The sequence below is a fragment of the Neobacillus sp. NPDC093182 genome (assembly GCF_044754045.1).
In genome coordinates, this window is record NZ_JBIVOI010000004.1 from 286399 (window position 1) to 308853 (window position 22455).

General features: G+C 38.5%; 20 protein-coding genes, 4 tRNA genes and 1 riboswitch. Of the genes, 7 read left to right on the top strand and 17 right to left on the bottom strand.

Features of this window, described 5'->3' with window-relative positions:
* Positions 1–128: 128 nt before the first annotated feature.
* Entirely contained in the window at positions 129–848 is a 720-nt protein-coding gene (gene deoD, locus ACIQAA_RS10465) for a purine-nucleoside phosphorylase (RefSeq protein WP_335536610.1), read from the bottom strand.
* A 307-nt stretch (positions 849–1155) separates the two neighbouring features.
* Positions 1156–1890 carry a GntR family transcriptional regulator gene (locus ACIQAA_RS10470; RefSeq protein WP_402618594.1) on the bottom strand — a complete coding sequence of 245 codons (735 nt, stop codon included), beginning with the start codon at positions 1888–1890 and terminating at the stop codon, positions 1156–1158.
* Between the two features lie 566 nt (positions 1891–2456).
* Here ACIQAA_RS10470 and ACIQAA_RS10475 point away from each other — a divergent pair.
* The 6 genes from ACIQAA_RS10475 (at position 2457) to ACIQAA_RS10500 (ending at position 8115) form a co-directional block, all read left to right on the top strand.
* Complete coding sequence (locus ACIQAA_RS10475) at positions 2457–3575, top strand: oxygenase MpaB family protein (protein WP_402618597.1); 1119 nt, start codon at positions 2457–2459, stop codon at positions 3573–3575.
* A 187-nt stretch (positions 3576–3762) separates the two neighbouring features.
* Positions 3763–3841: riboswitch (ZMP/ZTP riboswitch) on the top strand.
* A 58-nt stretch (positions 3842–3899) separates the two neighbouring features.
* On the top strand, positions 3900–5099 hold the full coding sequence (locus tag ACIQAA_RS10480) for a phosphoglycerate dehydrogenase (RefSeq protein WP_402618600.1): 1200 nt from the start codon (positions 3900–3902) through the stop codon (positions 5097–5099).
* A gap of 215 nt (positions 5100–5314) precedes the next feature.
* Positions 5315–6085 (top strand): isocitrate lyase/PEP mutase family protein, encoded by a 771-nt coding sequence (locus ACIQAA_RS10485; RefSeq protein WP_402618603.1) that lies wholly within the window; start codon positions 5315–5317, stop codon positions 6083–6085.
* 26 nt (positions 6086–6111) lie between these two features.
* Entirely contained in the window at positions 6112–6675 is a 564-nt protein-coding gene (locus ACIQAA_RS10490) for a bifunctional transcriptional activator/DNA repair enzyme AdaA (RefSeq protein WP_402618740.1), read from the top strand.
* 2 nt (positions 6676–6677) lie between these two features.
* Positions 6678–7586: a DNA-3-methyladenine glycosylase 2 gene (locus ACIQAA_RS10495; RefSeq protein ID WP_402618606.1), complete on the top strand. Its 909-nt coding sequence runs from the start codon at positions 6678–6680 to the stop codon at positions 7584–7586.
* Entirely contained in the window at positions 7579–8115 is a 537-nt protein-coding gene (locus ACIQAA_RS10500; RefSeq protein WP_402618608.1) for a methylated-DNA--[protein]-cysteine S-methyltransferase, read from the top strand. The genes ACIQAA_RS10495 and ACIQAA_RS10500 overlap by 8 nt, the downstream gene beginning before the upstream one ends.
* 38 nt (positions 8116–8153) lie before the next feature.
* Here ACIQAA_RS10500 and rlmH read toward each other — a convergent pair whose 3' ends face one another.
* The 14 genes from rlmH to ACIQAA_RS10570 form a co-directional block, all read right to left on the bottom strand.
* Positions 8154–8633: a 23S rRNA (pseudouridine(1915)-N(3))-methyltransferase RlmH gene (gene rlmH / locus ACIQAA_RS10505; protein WP_402618611.1), complete on the bottom strand. Its 480-nt coding sequence runs from the start codon at positions 8631–8633 to the stop codon at positions 8154–8156.
* A 100-nt stretch (positions 8634–8733) separates the two neighbouring features.
* Entirely contained in the window at positions 8734–8892 is a 159-nt protein-coding gene (locus ACIQAA_RS10510; protein ID WP_402618614.1) for a CxxH/CxxC protein, read from the bottom strand.
* Between the two features lie 121 nt (positions 8893–9013).
* Complete coding sequence (locus ACIQAA_RS10515; protein WP_402618617.1) at positions 9014–10243, bottom strand: S1C family serine protease; 1230 nt, start codon at positions 10241–10243, stop codon at positions 9014–9016.
* Positions 10244–10373: 130 nt separating this feature from the next.
* On the bottom strand, positions 10374–11168 hold the full coding sequence (locus ACIQAA_RS10520; protein ID WP_402618620.1) for an MBL fold metallo-hydrolase: 795 nt from the start codon (positions 11166–11168) through the stop codon (positions 10374–10376).
* Positions 11169–11185: 17 nt separating this feature from the next.
* A complete protein-coding gene (locus tag ACIQAA_RS10525) occupies positions 11186–11971 on the bottom strand; it encodes a two-component system regulatory protein YycI (RefSeq protein WP_402618623.1) in 786 nt (261 codons plus the stop codon).
* Positions 11958–13280: a YycH family regulatory protein gene (locus ACIQAA_RS10530; protein WP_402618626.1), complete on the bottom strand. Its 1323-nt coding sequence runs from the start codon at positions 13278–13280 to the stop codon at positions 11958–11960. The genes ACIQAA_RS10525 and ACIQAA_RS10530 overlap by 14 nt, the downstream gene beginning before the upstream one ends.
* The gene (walK, locus tag ACIQAA_RS10535) at positions 13277–15100 is read right to left on the bottom strand and encodes a cell wall metabolism sensor histidine kinase WalK (protein WP_402618629.1); all 1824 of its coding nucleotides are present in this window, start codon (positions 15098–15100) and stop codon (positions 13277–13279) included. Before walK ends, ACIQAA_RS10530 begins: the two co-directional genes overlap by 4 nt.
* 8 nt (positions 15101–15108) lie before the next feature.
* Positions 15109–15819, bottom strand: a complete 711-nt coding sequence (yycF, locus tag ACIQAA_RS10540; protein WP_402618632.1) for a response regulator YycF — start codon at positions 15817–15819, stop codon at positions 15109–15111.
* A 162-nt stretch (positions 15820–15981) separates the two neighbouring features.
* Complete coding sequence (locus ACIQAA_RS10545) at positions 15982–17430, bottom strand: peptidoglycan DD-metalloendopeptidase family protein (protein ID WP_402618635.1); 1449 nt, start codon at positions 17428–17430, stop codon at positions 15982–15984.
* Positions 17431–17833: 403 nt separating this feature from the next.
* Positions 17834–17906 (bottom strand) — tRNA-Phe (locus tag ACIQAA_RS10550).
* Positions 17907–17913: 7 nt separating this feature from the next.
* Positions 17914–17990: transfer RNA gene (locus tag ACIQAA_RS10555), tRNA-Asp, on the bottom strand.
* A gap of 68 nt (positions 17991–18058) precedes the next feature.
* Positions 18059–18130 (bottom strand) — tRNA-Glu (locus ACIQAA_RS10560).
* A 34-nt stretch (positions 18131–18164) separates the two neighbouring features.
* A tRNA-Lys gene (locus tag ACIQAA_RS10565) sits at positions 18165–18240 on the bottom strand.
* 127 nt (positions 18241–18367) lie between these two features.
* Positions 18368–19660 (bottom strand): adenylosuccinate synthase, encoded by a 1293-nt coding sequence (locus ACIQAA_RS10570; RefSeq protein WP_402618638.1) that lies wholly within the window; start codon positions 19658–19660, stop codon positions 18368–18370.
* Between the two features lie 213 nt (positions 19661–19873).
* Between ACIQAA_RS10570 and ACIQAA_RS10575 the strand changes: the two genes are divergently transcribed.
* The gene (locus ACIQAA_RS10575) at positions 19874–20770 is read left to right on the top strand and encodes a nuclease-related domain-containing protein (RefSeq protein ID WP_402618641.1); all 897 of its coding nucleotides are present in this window, start codon (positions 19874–19876) and stop codon (positions 20768–20770) included.
* Positions 20771–21077: 307 nt separating this feature from the next.
* Here the strand turns inward: ACIQAA_RS10575 and dnaB are convergent, their stop codons facing one another.
* Positions 21078–22427 carry a replicative DNA helicase gene (dnaB, locus tag ACIQAA_RS10580; protein ID WP_307193174.1) on the bottom strand — a complete coding sequence of 450 codons (1350 nt, stop codon included), beginning with the start codon at positions 22425–22427 and terminating at the stop codon, positions 21078–21080.
* Between the last annotated feature and the right edge of the window lie 28 nt (positions 22428–22455).

A 22455-nucleotide genomic window follows, 5' to 3' on the forward strand; every position in this document is an offset into this window, starting at 1 on the left:
TGGCGGCTTTCCTCTCTTTTTTGTCAAATCCGATATCAAATAAATTTGGCATTTGATCACGATTTTACAGCTTCGCTTGTAATGACATCTTTACCTCGTGTTGTACTCAAATGCCCAAAGTCATGCGCTTAAGCAAGCTCCAAAGCGATTTCCATCATATTCGTAAAGGCAACTTGTCGTTCTTCCGGTGTCGTTTGTTCATGTCGAATCATATGATCACTTACCGTTAAAATCGTAAGCGCGTTAACTCCTGCATAAGCTGCATTCATATAAAGACCGGCCGTCTCCATTTCCGCACATAGAATCCCCATTTTACGCCATTTTTCAACAGCTGTTTCATCTGCGTTATAAAAAATATCACTTGTCAGGACATTACCAACATGAACGGGAAGTTCTTTTTGATCAGCTACCTTTTTCGCTTTTTCCAATAATGCGAAGGAGGCAATGTTGGAAAATTGTCCTGGGAGATTGTACTGATGTACGTAACGCGAATCCGTTGAAGCCCCCATGGCAAAAACAATATCATATAAGTTCATATGATCCTGCATCGCGCCGCAAGTACCAATGCGAATCAAGTTTTTCACACCAAATACATGGATCAGCTCCCAAGAATAAAGGCTCATACTCGGCATACCCATACCTGTTCCCATAACGGATATTTTTTTTCCTTTATAAGTTCCCGTGTATCCAAACATATTGCGGACAGAATTGAATTGGACTGCATCCTCCAAATAAGTTTCAGCTATGAATTTTGCTCTTAATGGATCCCCTGGTAAAAGTATTGTTTCAGCAATCTCCACTCCATTAGGTTTGATATGCGCGGTTTCTTTTTGTCCGTTTGTATTCATCTGTATTCTCTCCTTTTTATCCTGATTAGTAGGTAGTTTTCCCAAGCGAAAGAATTCACCTTGTTTCCGCTTTCATTCTGTTGTATAAAATTCATCCAAAATTACATAACATTGTATAGTTGTATAAAAACTTGTATACATTAGAATAATTAAAAGAATAACATACTATCATTTGGTTCACAACTATCTTTTTATTTAAAATATGTCTTTTTTTTATAACAAAAAAAGCAATTTCCCATCCTGATTTTGATGAGAAATTGCTCCTTCTTTAAAGAAACCATGCTTACAATTACCTTTTCCACTGACTCTATTTGGCTGCATTAATCGTTATTTGGCTAGATTCTTTCGGAATATAGTATTTATTATAAACAACAGGATATTTATCACTTATATATACACTTTCAACTATTAAATCACAATCTTCCTCGTTAAGTATCTGATATTTTAGTGAGGGGATGGAATCGGAACGTTTAAGCTCAATCGTTGCAGAATTTGCAAGCTCGTATACTTTATTGTCTATCATATCCAATAATTGTTGTTCATCTTGTAAATCTAAATTTAATTCCGATACAGCTTCAATTGCCATGATCGTAAAAGCATAAGCTACCGCTTGTTCATTCCTTTTATACCAACGATCAATGGCAACAACGGCGGTCATATTCCGATTTAAAACTTGCTTGGCGTAATCACTTATTAGTTCAATTCGAAAATGCAGTTCCACATGATCAATTTTTCCTGAGAAGCATTTATATAAGGGGTTTCCCAGCTTTTCTAGGCCAATCATGTTTTTATTATGATGAAATTTTGTAATAAAATTTCCTTTTCCATGGATATTTTTAACCAAGCCATCTTCCTGCAATCGTGATAATGCATTCCGCAGTGTCATCCGACTGACGCCAAAAAGCTTGGCCAATTCCGGTTCTGTAGGCAGCCTGCTGTCAGGTGGAAAGGTTCCATCCATAATAAGTTTATATAATTTATCATAAACAACCGCAAATAATGGCCGCTTGGTTTTTTGAAGATCCTCCGGTTTAATACTCATTATCTTACACACCTTTAAATAAACTTTTGGCCTACTCAATTTTAATAACAAATAAACTATAAACTAATTTCCGCTCATTAATCAACTATCACTCCCTGATTAGACTATAAGAGAAGTAATGATTTGTATCTCATTTTAGCAGCGGTTCTCTTCATAAAATTGTAAAGATAATTGTCCCTATTTATGGTAGGGTTCACCGCACCTGTATAACCAGAAGTTCTTACAAAATTTGAACAATTGCAATTTTATTAATAGAAGCGTTTTGATAAAATTAGGAAAAGCGTTATTTTGAATTTTCGTAGGTGTTGGGTATGAAAATTTCAATAGTAGTAATTAATAATGAACCGGAAGAGGCAATCCTCAATAGGTGTCATGAGGTTGATGACGAAATATGCGAAGTCGTAGACAAGCTGAAAACAGAAAGCCTTATTACACTCGGATATCAAAATGATAGAGTTCACCCGTGACACACTTGGTTATCATCCAACATGTTTTCATATTAGTAGGAATATATATAAAATATTTAGTCTTTTAATCTATCAGGGAATAGTGTGAGGGGGAAAGAGATGTTATATACAGACGAGTTTTTGGAGAACTTACGGATGGAAGGCGATCCAGTACCGGACCGAATAATTGAAGAAATGTTCAAGAACAGTCAGGTTGGCTCCGTAAATAATTTGTTGAAGCAATTACTGTACAATGACCAAGAGTATCCGGATGATCTGCCAGATACCATAGAATTTTGGCTCAAGGATACAGCTTATTGCCCAGAAGGCATGGACTTGGACAGAATAAGAAACGCAACTGATTTATTTCGAGAACATGGCATTGCCATCACCTTCTTATTATCAACATCCTCACTTGTGAATTGTTACGCAGCACGTAAAGGTGTAAAGGTCCTTACATTTAGTTATCGTTTAGGTCAAAATGCATACCGCAGGATAGCAGAGACAGGACAATTTGTTCTTCAAGTCATGGCGCCAGGCGGACTTGAAGCCGGGGGACAAGGTATCAAATCCATACAAAAAGTCCGTTTAATGCATTCAGCGATTCGGTATCTGGTTCAAAAGACCGGAAGATGGGATGAAGAAGAAAATGGCATCCCCATCTGTCAGGAGGATCTGCTTGGTACTCTATTGACCTTTTCCATTGTCATCATAGATGGGCTTCGCCATTTAGGTATGAAAGTAACGGAAAAACAGGCGGAAGATTACCTGTACTTTTGGAAAAACGTCGGAATCATGCTGGGAGTTCGGAAGGATATTATCCCAGAAACCATGGAAGAAGCAATTCAATTGGAGAAAATGATTAAAAAAAGACATCATGGACCATCTCCTGAAGGTGTTCAGATGTCCTGTGCTTTACTTGAGTTTCATGCAGACCTCATTCCCGGTCAGATGTTTGACAACATAATCCCTGCTCTAATACGAGAAACCGTAGGGGATCAAATAGCAGATTGGATGAAAATTCCACATTCTAATTGGCAAGACCTTATGAAATACAAAGAGCTAATGGGTTATTTCCTTGATTCTGACTATACGGGCTTTTTAGGAAGTATGGTCAATCGGCTTGGGTTAGCATTAATTAAGCGCCAGTCACTTGCTATGACCGATTATAAATATACCCCATTTCTCATACCAACCGAACTGCGGAAGGTATGGGGAATTGACGAAAAAATAGTGTAACAATACAGTATCCTTTAGCATATAATTCCTCCAAAAAGCTTTGGCATAGCTGAAACTTTTGATGTTCAAATTTAGAACATTAAAGGTTTCAAATGAATAATTAATTTCATTTTCAATGGTTCACATTATTTTCACTTGTTTCGGTAGATAAATAAGGAGAATTATGATAATATTTAAATAAATTAAAAAGACCATGTGTAACTGGCGAAACGCGGATAACCGCGAGGGAGCACGTGGTGTCGCAGCCGTTCGCCTGGGCAGAGGTAAGGGAATTATTTCCCTTACCTCTTTCTGTTTATTAAGGCAAAAATCAGGAGGGAAATCATGAGCACAATCACTTTAGAAAAAGTGAAATCTATCAAGACACTTAATAATATTGCAGAAACGGGACTAAAGGTATTCAATAAGGGCAATTTCCAGATTGACAACGGCAGCGAAAATCCGGATGCAATCCTTGTTCGCAGCTTTAATATGCACTCAGTAGAAATCGGAAATAATTTAAAGGCAATTGCAAGAGCTGGAGCAGGTGTGAATAATATACCGATTGAAAAATGTACAGAGCAAGGTATCGTTGTATTTAATACTCCTGGAGCGAACGCCAATGCAGTAAAAGAAATGGTGCTGACTACATTAATATCTTCTTCGCGCAACCTTTTTGACGGTATTGCTTGGGTAAAAGCATTGGATGGTGAAGGTGACCAAATTCCAAAGCTAGTGGAAGCTGGGAAAAAACAGTTTGTAGGAAAAGAAATCAAAGGTAAAACGTTAGGTGTCATTGGTTTAGGAGCAATTGGTGCCCTTGTAGCGAATGATGCGCTAGATTTAGATATGGATGTGATCGGGTTTGACCCGTTTATCTCAGTCGATACGGCTTGGAATTTGTCACGCAATGTACAGCGTGCAATAACAATTGAACAGTTGTTCTCAGAATCTGATTATATTACTGTACACGTACCGTTTACCGAGAATACAAGAGAAATGTTCAACAAAGCAACATTCAGCATAATGAAGCAGGGTGTTCATATTTTAAACTTCTCACGTGGTGAGCTTGTAAATGAAAAAGACATGGCCGCAGCTCTCGAAAGCGGAATAGTTGGGAAGTATATTACAGATTTCCCGAATGAAAATGTGCTGAAAATGAAAAATACCATTCCCATTCCACACCTAGGTGCCTCTTCACAAGAATCAGAGGAAAATTGTGCAATCATGGCCGCTCGTCAGGTGAAGGAATTTTTAGAAACAGGGAATATCAAAAACTCAGTGAATTTCCCAAATACTTACCTTCCTTATACAGGAAAGCAGCGAGTATTGGCATTTCACCACAATGTTCCAAACATGGTCGGACAGATTACATCTGCTATTTCTAGTTATCAATTAAACATTGCGGATATGGTCAATAGAAGCCGAGGGGAATATGCATATACGATGATCGACATTGATAATAAAGTCAATGGTGATGTTATTCCGGCATTAGAGGAAAAAATCAAACAAATTTCTGGCATCGTAACCGCTCGTATTATTTAAAAATAAGAGGAATAGAATAAATTAAGTTTGAAAATGGAGCCACGTTTCACTACTGGCTCCATTTCTCTATTTATGGTACGGTTCACCGTAGCGCATATAAATAAGATTATTCTATATCCATTCTCTCTCTTTAGACCATAAGAGCAAGAATGAGGACGAAATGAATCAAACCTCCTTGATAAAATGAGTTACACCAACCATAAGGAGGAAGTAAAATGTCGGTAATTCAGGAATTCAATAATCTCCACACTTCTGAGGATATATTATTTTTAGGTAATGCCTGGGATCTTTTATCAGCTTTAACTTTAGAGAAGGCTGGTTTTAAGGCAATTGGGACAACCAGCTGGGGGATTGCCAACTCATTAGGATATGCTGATGGAGAATTAATCGATTTTGATGCAAATTTGAGAATTGTTAAAACCATTACTGAGAGTGTAAAATTACCAGTATCTGCTGATATTGAAGCAGGATATAGTGAAAATTTTGATACGATTATCAATAATGTATTAAGAATGGCAGATGTAGGGGTTGCTGGTATCAATATTGAGGATTCCTTCAAAAAAGGAAAGGGATTAAGAGATATAAAGGAACATTGTAATCTCTTAATAAATATGAGAACAGCATTGGATAATTACGGATATAAGGATTTTTATATTAACGCTAGAACAGATACTTACTTTCAATTGGAAAACCCATTGAATAAAACGATCGATCGAGCCATGGCCTATGTTGAAAGCGGGGCTAGCGGGGTTTTTGTGCCAGGAATAACGAAAGAACATGAGATTAAAGAAGTGGCTAATCAAGTAAAGGCACCACTAAATATATTATCTTTACCTACCCTAACCAATTGTAATAGGCTAAAAGAATTAGGAGTGAAACGTTTTAGCTTCGGCAATGCCTTATCAGATAAAATCATCGCTTTGTTAGAATACAATGCGGCTAAATTATGGAAGTTGCAAGATACATCACATTTATATGAAAATTAGTTTAGAAGGGCAGGCAGGTGATTCGTATGACAAATATCAATCTTTCATTTGACGAGATGTGGGATAAAATCATTGCATGCGACCGGAAATATGATGGGTTATTTTATACAGCCGTGAAAACCACTAAAATCTACTGCCGTCCTTCCTGTAGGTCTAGAAAACCTAAAAAAATAAATGTGGAGTTTTACCACAATATCAGTGAGGTTGAAAAGGCTGGTTATCGTGCATGTAAAAGATGCCAGCCTGAGGTTGAACATTCTCCTCATAGTGAAATCGTAATAGATATCACGAGAATCTTAGTGAATCAATATAAACAAAACTTAAAGCTAACTGATATTGCGGAACAAGTCGGTTTAAGTCCTTTTTATCTGGAACGACTATTTAAAAAAGAAACATCAGAGACTCCGCGTACTTACTTAGAAAAAGTGCGCATCGATAAAGCTGTACAGCTTCTTCAATCCACCAATTTGACGAATCTGGAAATCGGTTATGATGTTGGCTTCCAAAGTCCTTCTAATTTTTACAAAGTGTTTCGAAATTTAAAAGGTTGTTCACCCAGTGAGTTTCGAAAGATGAGGAAGGAGCCCTGATAGTGAACTGGAAATTGGATTCTACCTATATTCAAATCATCCCCCCAAAGGAATTTGATTTTCAAGAGTGTTTAGTCTTTTTAAATAGATCTAATCAAGAATTGCTTCACCAAATGAAGGACGGGCATATCTATAAATTGCTAAAGATAGACGAATCACTCATTTTAGTTAAGTTAGGATATGAAAATCATATGATAAAAGTGGAATTCCCCTATCATCAGCCGTCTGAAGAATCCTGCAGAAAAGTAGCAGAATATGTTTGGGAATGGTTTGATTTGGATAGTGATTTAGCTGGATTTTATGAAATGGCTGCCAAGGATAAGGTCTTAAATAAAATGGCTCAACAATATTATGGCCTTCGAATTTTGTGTATTCCGGATTTATTTGAAGCACTCATCTGGGCGATAATCGGACAACAAATCAACTTAACCTTTGCTTATACTCTAAAAAGAAGATTGATTGAGCACTTTGGAGAAAGTCTAACCGTGAACGGAGACACCTTCTGGTTATTTCCTTCATATAAAAAAATAGCTTCTATTGATTTGGAGGATCTGAAGAAACTCCAGTTTACGGGTAGGAAGGCTGAATACATCATAGGAATCGCTAATTCTATGAAAAACGAGGAGATAACAAAAGAATCCTTGCTTTTACAACAAGACAATCAAAAAATCGTAAAATCATTAACCGCAATAAGAGGGATCGGACCATGGTCGGCCGATTATGTGATGATGAAATGCTTCCATAGCATCACCTCTTTTCCAATAGGGGATGTTGGTCTTCAAAATGCCCTAAAGAATCGTTTAGGTATGGAGAGAAAGCCGACAGTTGAAGAAATGAAAAAGTTGGCTGAAAATTGGGAAGGCTGGGAAGCTTATGCTACCTTTTATCTTTGGAGGTCCTTATATGAGTAGACTACAAAAAATAGATTATAAATCACCAATCGGAATCATTGAAATAGAGGGAACAGATGAAGCTATTTACTCTATCTTATTCCCAGAACGGGATCAAATCTTAAATGTTATACATGACGATACTCCCATGGTTTTGAAGCTTTGCCGCGATCAGCTTGATGAGTATTTTAAAGGCAAGCTTACTGAATTTACATTCCCTTATATATTTGAGGGTACAGCATTTCAAAAAACAGTGTGGAACTCTTTAAAAGAAGTACCTTACGGACAAACATGGTCGTATAAAGATATTGCCATTTCAATTGAAAATGAAAAGGCCATAAGAGCAGTCGGTAGTGCAAATGGTAAAAACAAATTAAGTATCATCATTCCTTGTCACCGAATTATTGGCGCAAATGGACAATTAACTGGCTATGCAGGCGGGTTATGGAGAAAGGAATGGCTTCTTAAGCATGAAAGACTCTTGAAAAAAGAAGCGGATGGATTCAGGTCCATTAGAAACGAAAATCACAACAAAAAGCTCGTTCATTAATTTTGAAGCGAGCTTTTTGTTATGTTCAAAAACCTCATTTACTTATGGTAAGGTTCACCACGATTGATTCGATAGGCTCGATAAATCTGCTCCACTAGAATCAACTTCATTAATTGATGGGGGAAGGTCATTTTTGAAAAGGAGAGCTGTTCGTTCGAGCGTTTTAATACTTCATCACTTAATCCTAACGATCCGCCGATAATAAAGGCAATCTTACTTTTCCCGTACGTTGCCAGTTTGTCTAATGTATCGGCAAGCTCTTCAGAAGATTGCATTTTTCCATTGATGGCCAGGGCAATTACATATGTATCCTGGCTAATCTTAGCCAAAATTCGATCTCCCTCTTTTTGCTTTACTTGAAGCATCTCAGATTCACTTAGTTCCTCTGGCGCTTTTTCGTCTGCCACCTCAATGACTTCCACTTTCGCATACGCATTTAATCGTTTTAAATATTCGTCAATCCCCATTTTTAAATATTTCTCTTTTAATTTACCAACCGTAACAATTGAGATATTCACAATCCACAACCCTCTTTTTTATGTTACAAACAGTTTACAAACAACTTATCCACAGAAGTTATCCACATGTCCACAATTTTTATCCACATCTTGTATGGAATCATTTGTTCGCCACAATATATACAGCTCTATTTTGGCAATATTCACATCCTGTTGATAAGTTATCCCCAGTTACTTTTGACAAAACCGGAAACGTTTCAAACTCATCCACAACGCTATCTAGTGCCAAATCTACATGTTCCTCACAGCAATAAATCAATTTGGACCCCTCCTTCTCGCATAACTATTTCTCTTATTATTTACTTTCGAAACTGTATCATTCAACCAACCACTATACCATAAAAAAACAGAAAGGTGATAACACCTTCCTGTTCCTCCTTTTATGATTGGTCTTCTGCCAATGTGATCTTGGTCGTTTGCAGCTTGCCTTCTCGATAGTATTTTATCTCCATTTGGTCACCGATCTTTGTCTCTTGATATAAATGCTTTCTAAGATCAATGACGTCATGAATGGTTTTGCCATCCATCTCTACAATAACATCCAGTTCTCGTAATCCAGCCTGTGCAGCCGGTGAATTCGGTACAACCTGGCGAAGAGCTACCCCATAGGTGATATCCCTTGGTAGTTTTAAAGCTTCCTCTTGATAATAACCAGGGATTTCAGCAACTGATTTTAAGTCGACTCCCATGTATGGCCGTCTGACCTCGCCATATTGTTCCAGGTCATTGATAATGGGTCTTGCATAGTTAATTGGAATCGATAATCCAATCCCTTCAACTGCATTTTGAGCAATTTTCATCGAGTTAATGCCAATAAGTTGTCCCGCAATATTAATTAAGGCACCGCCGCTGTTACCAGGATTAATCGCTGCATCCGTTTGCAGTACCTCAGCCTGCCAGTCCATAATCCCATCTTGGTTAATATCAACGGGTATAGTCCGATTAATCCCTGAAATAATCCCTTGTGTGACAGAACCAGAGAAGGTGGCACCTAATGGATTTCCAATCGCCATTACCGGTTCCCCCATCTTTAAGGCATCAGAATTTCCAAATTCAGCGATTTTTTTAATCTTGCCTGCGTCAATCTCAAGAACAGCCAAATCTGTCCAAACATCTCCACCGAGAAGTTTTGCAGGAATCTTCGTGCCATCATTTAAGGTTACCTCTAACTGTGTAGCACCCTCAACCACATGTTGATTGGTCACGACATAAGCTTTATCTCCTGCCTTTTTATAAATGACACCTGACCCTGTACCCGCTGGCCCCTGGTTGTCTCCAGATTCATCGTTCCAAAAATTTGTTGTCTGGATATTATTAATCCCAACAACCGCATCTGCAGCCTTATCAATGGCTTTTGTCGTATCGGTTTGTACATCATAGGAAACCTGTTGTTGAATAACATTCTCTTGATCATCATCCGTCCCAGCAGGTTGAGTTTGATTGGGCTGTACATTGTAGGGAAGGAACCCTTGATTAGATAATGCCGGAATCGAAATGATAACTAGCATGGCTCCCAGTATTGCACCAACAATACTTGCAAGCAAAAAACTGCCTCTGTTCCCATTCTTTCTTTGGTTACGCCCTTGTGAATGATCATCATAGTAACCCATTTTCACCACGTCTCCCTTTCATAAGCAACTAATTAATATTTTGGCTTATAGTTACAATTATACTCTGTCCAAAACCATTTTATAAAAAAAAGAACAAAGATTCCAATGAGGTTCTTTGTTCTTTACTGTATTAAACTGCTGTTAGTATTGTTGGCACTTTAGGGTCTGTGTCATAGAGATCAAACCCCTCACCGACAATTAGTCCCTGGCTTTGAAGTGTTTGTGCTACTGACATTCTTGCTAAGTCCTTCATATTGTTGTCGAGACTTAAGTGGGCAAGGTAAACTCGTTTTGTATTGTCTCCGATAACCTCACTCATAGCAATGGCTGCATCCTCGTTCGAAACATGTCCAAGATCGCTCAGAATCCTTCGTTTAACATTCCAAGGATATCTTCCCATTCTTAGCATTTGCACATCATGATTCGACTCAAAAATATAGGCATCTGCATTTGAGATGATTCCTTTCATCCTATCGCTCACATAGCCTGTATCTGTTATCAACACTAATTTCTTATTCGAATGATGGAATACATAAAACATTGGTTCTGCCGCATCGTGCGATACTCCAAAGGATTCAATATCTGTGGCCCCAAAGCTTTTTACGCTTTCGGTGCTGAATATCATCTTTTGTTCAGTGGGAATATCTCCAACTAACCGATCCATTGCACGCCAGGTGTTTTCATTTGCATAAACTGGAAGCTTATATTTACGGGCTAACACGCCAATTCCTTTAATATGGTCACTGTGTTCATGGGTTACAAATATCCCTGATAATTTACTTATATCACGATCTATATGTTGGAAAAATGCCTCCATTTGCTTCCCGCTAAATCCGGCATCTACTAGAAAGGAATGCTCGTCTGATTCAACATAAAGCGAATTCCCCGTGCTTCCGCTCGCTAAAATGCTATAACGTAATGACATATCATTTCACTCCATATCTAATTTCCATCGCTGTTAAATTCTATAATCTGTCCTTCTAGCGCATTGACAAAAAGACTTTCATTCTCATCCACCACAAATCGCCATGTGGGTGCTAACGCTTGCGAAGCAGAAAGCTGAATTAATGATGAATAGCCGAGTTCAACTTTTGTAATTTTACTTTTTGGTTTCAGCATGCCTTTTTGGTGCAAGGTTTCCAGTGCCTTCAAAGGAGGGAGGATTTCTTCCTTTTCTGTCATTTTTTCAATATCCTCTAAATAGGTTTGTTCATAAGACACAATTTGATTTTTGTCGTCAATATGAAAGGTAATCATCCCGCTTAGATTTTCATACAAAGTCATATTCTCATAATGTTGAAAGTAAGTGATGGTGTTTTTCTTATCATCTTTCTTCCAGAATTGATATTGGTCGCCATACAATACATTATCCTTTATAAAAGGTGTAATATCAGCTGCCTCAAATTTTGCGTTTAAAGGAATGGGCTTATCCAATTTCATCTGCAGAGACGTACTAGGTTCCTTTAGAGCCGTTGTCTGCCCCTTCAGTTTTAAAATATCATCCTTCGTAAACAACTTTGGCTTTGCGCTTAGATACTGATCCTTAAATGGCCCCTTTGGCAGTTCTTTATAGCTGATTTCATCGATCTTCAGCATTTCCTCAATTGAGGCTGGTGTAATATATTCATATTTATTAGCGTCTCGGATCTTCATAAACTGAAATAAGAGATAGACGTCTAAAATTAAAAACGTTATGATAAAAATTGTTTTAATTTTACTCCAATCCACGTAACAATCCCCCCAGGTCTTCCTTCGTGATTTGTCCCCATGTCTGGTTATATCGATAAAACCAAGCTGGCTCTAGGAGGATCAGTCTATTTTCGCTTGTATCCTTTGACATCCGATATCCTAAAACAAGTTGTTCCAGTAATTCCGGTTTAAAATTCTTTCGGCTTTTGAGAAATTCCAATGCAGAAGAACCTGTTGGAAGAGTTACTTTTACCATTTCTGTTGTTAATGGAAGCTCTAAGGATATATTGGGTCTAACATATCTCGTTATTTCATCTCTGCCCCATACTTCCTCAATTTCTGACATTCCACTTTCATTAAAGACAGGATAGCCGTCGATACTATATAAACGGAACTTAACAGATTTCCTTTTTTCATCCTTTGCTACATAACGATAAGGGTCGGTCCAGCCTCCATGTCCATTAATAAAATCAATACTCCTCTTTAATAAATCATAAGAGTTGTCCACATAATTAGACTCTCCCGTAGGGTTCACATAGAGCAGCATATTGGTATCGTTATTAACCGTCATTTTACTTGAAACGTCACTAAATTCTTCTACCCCAGAAACGGTGCCCCTTTGTACGAAATTGGGGTCACTAAATAATGCTTCTTTGAAAGCCTCTGAGTTTAGGACCACAGGTAAATAGGTATATTCCATCATTTCCAACTTTCCATCGGGGATAAAGACCGTCCGCTGATCATTGGCTTCAAATGGGAAATAACGCTGATATTGCTCTGCATTTTTATAAAAGTTCTTGTTGAATTCACTTAATAAACCGGGTGATATATGACTGATGTATACATGCTGATAATCGGAAGAAACAAAGTAAACCGTACCGTTACCTTTTTCAGGATTCTCAACATTCACCACGATGCGATTAAAATTGAAAGCAGGAATTCTTTTCTCCTCAAACTTCAATACACTCCGATAAATTTCAATTGGGATATCGGCAGGAAATACAAATTCTGCATTTCCATTTCCATGGACTAATTCTTTAATGTCCTGCACATTATCTGAATAATCTTCCACGTCATAGATAGACCATTTCCTTAATTCACTCATCATTTTATCAAGACTTCCAGCATCTGTAGTTCCAAAATGCTGACCGTTACGATGAAAAAGAACAAGATCTGGACTAATAATCTGGTGAAGTTCCCGTTTTTCTTTTAACGTTACCTCTTCAACATAATTGCCATTTTCCAACATGTCAAAATTAGGCTGGTACGTCCAAAGATTCCAAGTTAAAACAATACTAACCAGAATGAGAAATGTTAAGATCACTGATTTACTATTTTCATATTTCATGACCATTCATCCTCTTCCGTTTGCTCGTATGGCAGTGAAAAGGAAATTTCCGTTCCCTTACCCTCTTCACTTACAGCCCAAATCATGCCGCCATGAACATTAACCATCTCTTTAGCAATGGCCAAACCTAATCCTGTACCGCCTAACTTTCTCGTCCTCGCTTTATCAACACGATAAAAACGGTCAAAGATTTTGCCGATATTCTCCTTTGGAATCCCCACACCTTGATCCGATACACTGACGATAATTTTTTCTTCTTCCTCTTTTATTGAGAAAGTAACCTGACCGCCTTCAGGAGAATACTTAAGTGCATTCGAAATGATATTGTAGAGAACCTGGGTCATCTTATCTTCATCTATTTCTACAAAAATAGCATGGGTCGGCAGCTGTCTTTTGAAGCTGACATTTTGGTCCTTCGCCATTTCGAAACGGTCAATAATTCGATCATAAAAATCGACAAAGTTGACCCATTCTTTGTTAAGTCGATAATCCGTGCTGTCTAATTTAGATAGTTGAAGGAGGTCATTCACCAGCCGAATCATTCTTTCTGTTTCAGTCCTCGTTACCTCTAAGAAATTCGGAGCAATGTCTTCGTCCTTCCACGCACCATCTGCCAACGCTTCTAAGTAACTTCTCATCGTCGTGAGCGGAGTTCTTAATTCATGCGATACATTGGCAACAAACTCTCTTCTTTCCGCATCTATTTTCTCCTGATCCGTTATATCATGAAGGACTGCAATCAAACCGTTAACAAATCCAGTCTCTTTTTGAATCACAGAGAAGTTAGCACGAAGGATATAAGGTTCCTTTTTTGTACTATAGTCAAGAATTAACGATTCTTTTTCTTCTAACAAATCCTCAAACGTATTGGTATCTGTTAGCCCTAATAAAGAAACAATTGGCTGTGAGAGAACTGTTTCACGTGAAACATTCAACATCTCTGCCGCAGGATCATTGATTAATATAACTCGGCCTTTCCGGTCCGTCGCAATCACGCCGTCTGTCATATACGATAAGACAGAAGAGAGCTTTCTTCTTTCCCCTTCCGTCATAGCCTGTGCTTCCTGGAGCTTTTTCGTTAAATTATTAAAGGTAACCGCTAAAGTCCCGATTTCATCCTGACCGTATACTTTTACTTTTCGTGAAAAGTTCCCCTTCGCCATCGCCAATGCTTGCTTTCTCATATCTACAATGGGCCTGGTGATGGTCTGAGCTAAAAGTATCCCTAAGATAGCTGTAATTGCTAAAGCAATCCCCGTTCCTGTCGCAAAAATACGATTGATCGTTTTCATTTGGGTAAATACATTTTCAATTTTCGCTTCTAAATAAATGGCACCAATGACCGTATTGCCTGATTTTATCGGAGTTGACAGCACCCAAATTCGATGACCGCCTTTTCGATCAATTAGGATACTGCTCAAATCTTCTCCAAGATTGATTGATTGGGTAATACGCAGGTTTGTGTCTCTCTGACCAACGACAACTTGGTTCGGATCGGAGGTCCCAAGAATTTTACGAGATTCTCCCTCAATCACCCTCACTTCAAAAATGTCTGCCGATTCAAAATCACGCAGTATTTTCCTGATTTCATCTTCAAGGGTAGGATCTTCAGGCGTTCTTTTCTTTTCCATCTCCTCGACCACATTATAGGCCAGTAAATTCACACGTTCCTTTAAGGAATTTTGAAAATTTGTCCTTAATGTTTCTTCCAGCTGCCTGACAAAATAAACGCCAATGATCTGCATCGCAACTAAAATAAGCAGGACATAGATAATGACGAATTTTACGTGTATAGAGCGAAAAAAACTAACCTTATTCATGTAGGGCATTACTCCTGATCTGGGTTACGCAAATAGTAGCCCACTCCTCTGCGGGTAACGATCCACGTAGGGTGGCTTGGATTATCTTCAATCTTTTCACGTAAACGGCGTACAGTTACGTCTACTGTTCGAACGTCTCCATAATAATCATAGCCCCATACCGTTTGCAGCAGGTGTTCCCTCGTCATTACCTGTCCAATATGTTTTGCTAGATAGTAAAGGAGCTCAAATTCACGATGAGTTAATTCAATGGTCTCCCCGCGTTTAGAAACCACATATGCATTTGGATGAATCGTAAGTGAACCAATTTCAATCTCATTCGTTTCTACTTCCTCATCCGTTTGAGCGACCACCACTTGATGACGGCGTAAATTCGCCTTTACACGCGCGATTAACTCTCTCGTACTAAAAGGCTTGGTCACATAATCATCCGCACCAAGCTCAAGTCCTAATACCTTATCTATTTCAGAGTCTTTCGCAGTCAGCATAATAATTGGCATATCATATTTCTTGCGGACTTCACGGCAAACTTCCATTCCATCTTTCAATGGCAGCATGATATCTAAGAGGATTAAATCTGGCTGTACTTCTTCTACCATCTGAAGAGCTTCATTTCCATCATAAGCACTGTAAACATCATAGCCCTCTTTTTTTAAGTTAAACTGCAAAATATCCGCAATCGGTTTTTCATCATCCACTACGAGAATTTTCTTTTCCATACCCATTGCTCCTTTGTTTTTAAAATAATCTATTGAATAAGTTAAATGGCATTTCTACTCTAGTTTACTTTACCATGGTTTCAGCAGTAATTCATCTATTAGTAGTATTTAACACCAAAAGAGCCTCTAGTACTAATAGAGACTCTTTTGTAAAAAGTTTAATTATTGATGAACATAATTTAATGGATTTTGAAGAGCTCCATTTTTGTATACTTCAAAATGTAAATGTACTCCGGTTGAGTTTCCAGTAGAACCCATTACTCCAATAGCTGAGCCCTGTGAAACCGTTTGTCCTACACTTACACCAATCGAATCTAGGTGAGCATATACCGTACGCAGACCATTTTGGTGATCAATAACGATTTTGTTACCATAGCCGCCATCATAGCCTGCAGACACGACCTTACCATTGTCAGCAGCCTTTATGGTTCTATTGCTAGGTCTAGCGATATCAATTCCTTTGTGGGCTCTGCCCCATCTCTGGCCTTGCTGGCTGGATACATAGCCTCCAACTGTTGGCCATGCAAGATTTCCAGTGCCGCGTGAAGGAATCACCTTTGTTCCTTTTACAACAATATAATTAACCGGCTCTGCGAGTATAGTCTCGCTTGTAACTGCACTACTGATAACTGCTCCATTTTGTGTTGAAATACGATAGCTTACAGAGCGTTCTCCATCTTTACCTTCTTGCTGCACTGTTGTTTCGCCTTTTGGCATATTTGCATCTTCGACTACTTGATTGGCAAATGGAATAGCTTCTTTTCGACTTTCTTCTTTTTCAACAATAATTTCAAGGTATGGCTTTAAAGCCGTCACATTAACCTCTTGGCCAATATTTACAACAGAGTCTTCTGTAAGACCTGGATTTAATGCAAGAAAGTCTGCCAAAGATAATCCATGATTATTGGCAATCGTTCCTAAAACATCACCTGGCTGGGCGACATACTTCTTTTCTTCTAACGTTCCCTTTTGTAAAAAGGTAACTGCTTCTTCAACAGACATAATTTTGTCAGGGGTAACTTTTTCTGAATCAAATGAAACATTTTTCGATACTCTTACGTCTAATATACGAGTTTCATTTTCCTGCAATGGAGGTAACTCAGCTGCAGGTGCAGATTTTCTTGCTTCTACCTCATCTAGTTGTTCTTGAGTTACAAACTCAAGTTTAAGTCTTTTAATAACATCCTCTGCAGTTTCTTGGTTTTCTAGAAAAGCAACCGGCTGTCCATCAATAACAATGGAGGAAGCGTCAGCTTGAAGCTGGATCACACTCTCAAGGTCTTGAATCGTTTTTGTATCATTTGCGGTTGAGTGAAAAACCTGTTCTTTTATGTACTCAATATTTGAGCCAAATTCTAAGTTTACATCCTTAGTGGATTCTTGAAACTGAACTGCCTTTTCTTCGACAATTTTTTCAACAACCTCTTTATTCGAAACAGTTCCGATATATTGTTGATTATGGTATACATGGTATACTGTTGTTAATTTAATTGATCCAGCAGCACTAGCTGACACACTGCTAAAAATTAATGCAGATGCTGCAAACGCTGTCATAACAACTGTTTTCAAGGATTGTTTATTCGCAAATTTTCCTTTATTAAAAAATAACATTGGAACCTCCTAAATTACGGAAACAACTCTCTTAATCTAGTACTTTATAACCACAAGTGAAATTTCCCTCTTTATCTACTCTATAACTTTACCATACTTTTAAAATAAATAACGATTAGTCTTTATAATGTAACAAAATTGTATAATACATGACATTTTACTACATTCGTAGGAGTTGGCAGTAGATAGATTATCACGATTTTTCTTGTGCTGTTTTACCTATGTTTGTAGGTAAAACTTATTATACCAACGTTTCTAGTGGGTATTATGATTTGACCACCTTTTACAAAAAGAAACAAGCTTCGATAAAGCGGTGTAAATATTTGGATGTTTTATTGCAATAACATTACATTTATAAAAAAATAAAAAAGAAGCTTACAATTTGCAAGCTTTCCTTTTATAATGGCTCAGGACGGAATCGAACCGCCGACACAAGGATTTTCAGTCCTTTGCTCTACCGACTGAGCTACTGAGCCATATGTATGGCGGTCTGGACGGGACTCGAACCCGCGACCTCCTGCGTGACAGGCAGGCATTCTAACCAACTGAACTACCAAACCATTTTTTAGTATTGATCGTCAGCAAGGAGACCGGACTTGCCAATCACTTGCCAACAATCAAATGCCAATGACCCCTACGGGATTCGAACCCGTGTTACCTCCGTGAAAGGGAGGTGTCTTAACCACTTGACCAAGGGGCCATATTTTAAAAGCTATTTTCTGTCGAAAATAATTTGGTGAGCCATGAAGGACTCGAACCTTCGACCCTCTGATTAAAAGTCAGATGCTCTACCAACTGAGCTAATGGCTCGTACTAAGTGTTTGTCGTTCGTGACGACGCTTTTTATAATAGCATGGTTTATACATATAGTGCAATACTTTTTTAATAAAATTTTTAAAAAAGTGAAAGCCCTCGGAAATCGAGGGCCTTTCCATGATTAAATTTGTCTCCAAGGACTGCGAACAACATTTGTTTGATTACGATCAGGTCCTACAGAGAAGGTCGTTAACGGTATTCCCGTAAGCTGTGTTACACGCTCAACATAATGGCGTGCATTAACAGGCAATTCATCTAATGATTTAACTCCTGTAATATCCTCTTTCCAGCCTGGAAGCTCTTCATAAACAGGCTCACACTCACTTAAAACCTTTAAGCTTGCAGGATATTCGGTAATTAATTCACCTTTATAGCTGTATGCTGTACAAATCTTCAATGTTTCGATTCCTGATAATACATCGATTGAATTTAAAGAAAGATCAGTAAGACCGCTGACACGGCGTGCATGGCGAACGACTACACTGTCAAACCAGCCAATGCGTCGTGGCCGTCCGGTAGTCGTACCGTATTCACGTCCAACTTCACGGATTTGATTACCGATTTCATCAAATAATTCTGTCGGGAACGGTCCATCACCTACACGTGAAGTATATGCCTTACAAACTCCGACAACATGGGTGATTTTGGATGGACCCACTCCTGAACCAATCGTAACGCCGCCTGCAACTGGATTTGAAGAAGTTACAAACGGATAAGTTCCCTGGTCAATATCCAGCATAACACCCTGTGCGCCTTCAAATAAAACCCGTTTTCCTTCATCCAAAGCGTCATTTAATACGACAGATGTATCGCAAACATATTTTTTAATTTGCTGTCCATATTCATAATATTCATCTAAAATTTCTTCTTTTGTGAACCCTGTAGTCTCATAAATACGTTCAAATAAACGATTTTTTTCAGCCAGGTTGCGCTCAAGCTTTTCTTCAAAAACGTCTCGCTCAAGAAGGTCAGAGATTCTAATTCCAACGCGCGCTGCTTTATCCATATAAGCAGGTCCAATACCTTTTTTGGTGGTTCCAATTTTATTGGCACCCTTACTTTCTTCCTCAACAACATCAAGTTTTAAATGGTAAGGAAGGATTACATGTGCCCGATTGCTGATTCGAAGGTTATCCGTTGTAATTCCTTTTTCATGCAAGTAAGCAAGCTCTGCTACAAGCGCCTTCGGATCCACAACCATTCCGTTTCCAATCACACAGATTTTTTCTTTATAAAAAATTCCTGATGGAATCAGGTGTAACTTATAGGTTTCACCGTTAAACTTGATCGTATGGCCAGCATTATTTCCACCTTGATAACGTGCAATTGCTTCTGCATTCTCAGAAAGGAAATCGGTAATTTTACCTTTCCCTTCGTCTCCCCATTGTGTACCAACTACCACTACTGATGTCATAAAGGCACCTCCAAATTATATACGCATTTCTTTTTCCCACAGACAAGTTTAACAATATATACTGCTAAAAGTCAATAAAACACGAACGATTTATATTAGGTTATTAAAATATGTTCGTAAAATATTAATTTATGAATCTAGCTTGTATTGGTTGTGGGTTTTCCATAAAATAGGTATTAGAGTTTTTTTAAAATAATAACGAGGAAGTGTTATATGTTATTTAGACCACGGCCAGAAATGCTAGAATTAACCCTATTACATTACTTACATGCCCGAAAAAAATTTACTTATGAAGAGGAATTTAACTACACCAACCTTGTAAAAGGCTACGAAGGAGAGCTCAAAAGTGATATTTGGCTCAAGGGACTAACAGAAGAGTGGCTAATTCTTAATCATTTATTACTCGAATATAATGGTTCAACTTTCCAAATTGATACCTTAATTATCGCCTATGAGAAGATTTATCTTTTAGATGTTAAAACTTTCGAAGGAGATCATTCCATTAAAGGCGATAAATGGTATACACCTTCTGGAAAGCCTGAAAAGAACCCTTTGCACCAGTTAGAACGCTGTGAAACCTTACTTCAAAGACTCCTACAAGTTTTAGGCTTCAATATTCCAATCGAATCCTACCTAATTTTCATCAACCCTGAATTCCACTTATACACAAGCTCAAACCATCCTACGATTATTTTTCCTGCACAACTTAACCGCTTTTTGAAAAAATTAAATACTAGACCAGTAAAACTTAATAAAAAACACTATCAATTAGCCGAAAAGCTAAACGCTCTACATATTGAGGAATCTCCCTATAAACGGTTGCCGCTATATAACTATGAGCAATTAAAGAAAGGTATTATTTGTCCCAACGATAAGACATTTTTTACTGATGAGACATTGATATGTAAGCAGTGTGGGTGCGTAGAAGACGTAGAAGCGGCTGTTTTGAGGAGTGTGAAGGAATTTTCGTTACTATTTCCGGATAGAAAGATAACAACAAATAATATTTACGACTGGTGCGGTGGAGTCAAGTCGAAGAAAGTGATAAGAAGGGTCCTATCAAAAAACTTTAAACTTGTAGGACATAGAACATCTGCCCATTATGTTTGATTTTTCATTATGGAATAACCTGGGGCTCCTTTTGATTCCCACCGAGCCCGCCTTTTCCTTTTGAAGGGAACCAAAAACTCCTTTTGATTCCCTAGAGCCCGCCTTTACCCTTTTGAAGGGACCATAGACTTCTTTTGTTTCCCTCGAACCAGCCTTTTTCCTTTTAAAGGGAACCATAGACTTCTTTTGTTTCCTTCGAACCAGCCTTTTTTCTTTTAAAGGGAGTCAAAACATCTTAATTACCCTTTTTGTAGAAAAATCCTATAAAAAAGAGCCAGCCAAATCTTTGGCTGAGCTCTCTAAAAACCTACGCACTTGGATCGTATCGTGTCTCCAAGTTAACGAATTTATTGTATTCCTTTACGAATGCCAGTGAGACGGTGCCAGTTGGACCGTTACGCTGCTTGGCAATAATGATTTCGATGATGTTTTTATTCTCGGATTCTTTATCATAGTAATCATCACGGTATAAGAAGGCAACGATGTCGGCGTCCTGCTCGATCGAACCGGATTCACGAATATCGGACATCATCGGACGTTTGTCCTGACGCTGCTCGACACCACGGGAAAGCTGGGAAAGGGCAATAACCGGAACCTGAAGCTCACGGGCTAATTGCTTTAGGGAACGCGAAATTTCCGATACTTCCTGCTGACGGTTTTCGCCAGCACGGCCGCTTCCTAAGATAAGCTGTAAGTAATCAATTAGAATCATCCCTAAACCGTGTTCTTGCTTTAAACGACGGCATTTAGAACGAATATCACTTATTCTTACCCCCGGAGTATCATCAATGAAGATACCTGAGCTTGAAAGGCTGCCCATAGCCATTGTCAGTTTGCCCCAGTCATCATCTGTTAAAGATCCGGTACGAAGCCTTTGTGCATCAATGTTCCCCTCGGCACAAAGGAGACGCATGACAAGCTGCTCTGCACCCATCTCAAGACTAAAGATGGCGATATTTTCACCTGTTTTGTGCGCAACATTTTGCGCAATATTTAAGGCAAAAGCGGTTTTACCCACAGAAGGACGGGCTCCGACAATAATTAAGTCATTGCGCTGGAAACCTGCTGTCATGCGGTCAAGCTCAATAAATCCTGTCTCAAGTCCGGTAATTTCCCCGGCACGCTGGTGCATTTGCTCGATATTGTCATACGTACGAACAAGGACATCTTTAATATTGTGGAACGCTCCAGCATTTTTGCGCTGTGCGACGGCAAGGATATTTTTTTCGGCCTCGCTTAAAAGTGCTTCCACTTCATCTTCACGGGAATAGCCATCTGAAGCAATCTCGGTTGCTGTCCGAATTAATCGTCTCAGCAAAGACTTTTCTTCTACGATTCTAGCATAATATTCAATATTGGCTGCGGTCGGGACAGAGCTCGCCAATTCACTTAAATAACTTACTCCGCCAGTATCTTCAATAAGCTTTGCTGCTGCCAATTCCTCGGTTACCGTTACAAGGTCTACTACCTTACCTTCGTCGTTCAGCTTCAGCATCGCATTAAATATCTTTTGGTGAGAGGCACGATAGAAGTCTTCTGGTATCAAGATTTCGGAAGCCACAGTTAAGGCAGATGGTTCTAAGAAAATCGCACCTAAGACAGCTTGTTCGGCTTCAATATTTTGCGGCGGCAGACGATCTGCATATACATCATTCATCTATCAAAAACCTCCTATTTGAAGAGGA

Coding starts and splice junctions, on each gene's coding strand:
- ACIQAA_RS10515 (WP_402618617.1), bottom strand. CDS start 10,243: ATGGGTTACTATGATGATCATTCACAAGGGCGTAACCAAAGAAAGAAT.
- ACIQAA_RS10575 (WP_402618641.1), top strand. CDS start 19,874: ATGTTATTTAGACCACGGCCAGAAATGCTAGAATTAACCCTATTACAT.
- ACIQAA_RS10500 (WP_402618608.1), top strand. CDS start 7,579: ATGAGTAGACTACAAAAAATAGATTATAAATCACCAATCGGAATCATT.
- ACIQAA_RS10475 (WP_402618597.1), top strand. CDS start 2,457: ATGTTATATACAGACGAGTTTTTGGAGAACTTACGGATGGAAGGCGAT.
- ACIQAA_RS10485 (WP_402618603.1), top strand. CDS start 5,315: ATGTCGGTAATTCAGGAATTCAATAATCTCCACACTTCTGAGGATATA.
- walK (WP_402618629.1), bottom strand. CDS start 15,100: ATGAATAAGGTTAGTTTTTTTCGCTCTATACACGTAAAATTCGTCATT.
- ACIQAA_RS10480 (WP_402618600.1), top strand. CDS start 3,900: ATGAGCACAATCACTTTAGAAAAAGTGAAATCTATCAAGACACTTAAT.
- deoD (WP_335536610.1), bottom strand. CDS start 848: ATGAATACAAACGGACAAAAAGAAACCGCGCATATCAAACCTAATGGA.
- ACIQAA_RS10490 (WP_402618740.1), top strand. CDS start 6,112: ATGACAAATATCAATCTTTCATTTGACGAGATGTGGGATAAAATCATT.
- dnaB (WP_307193174.1), bottom strand. CDS start 22,427: ATGAATGATGTATATGCAGATCGTCTGCCGCCGCAAAATATTGAAGCC.
- ACIQAA_RS10530 (WP_402618626.1), bottom strand. CDS start 13,280: ATGAAATATGAAAATAGTAAATCAGTGATCTTAACATTTCTCATTCTG.
- ACIQAA_RS10545 (WP_402618635.1), bottom strand. CDS start 17,430: ATGTTATTTTTTAATAAAGGAAAATTTGCGAATAAACAATCCTTGAAA.
- yycF (WP_402618632.1), bottom strand. CDS start 15,819: ATGGAAAAGAAAATTCTCGTAGTGGATGATGAAAAACCGATTGCGGAT.
- ACIQAA_RS10570 (WP_402618638.1), bottom strand. CDS start 19,660: ATGACATCAGTAGTGGTAGTTGGTACACAATGGGGAGACGAAGGGAAA.
- ACIQAA_RS10520 (WP_402618620.1), bottom strand. CDS start 11,168: ATGTCATTACGTTATAGCATTTTAGCGAGCGGAAGCACGGGGAATTCG.
- ACIQAA_RS10470 (WP_402618594.1), bottom strand. CDS start 1,890: ATGAGTATTAAACCGGAGGATCTTCAAAAAACCAAGCGGCCATTATTT.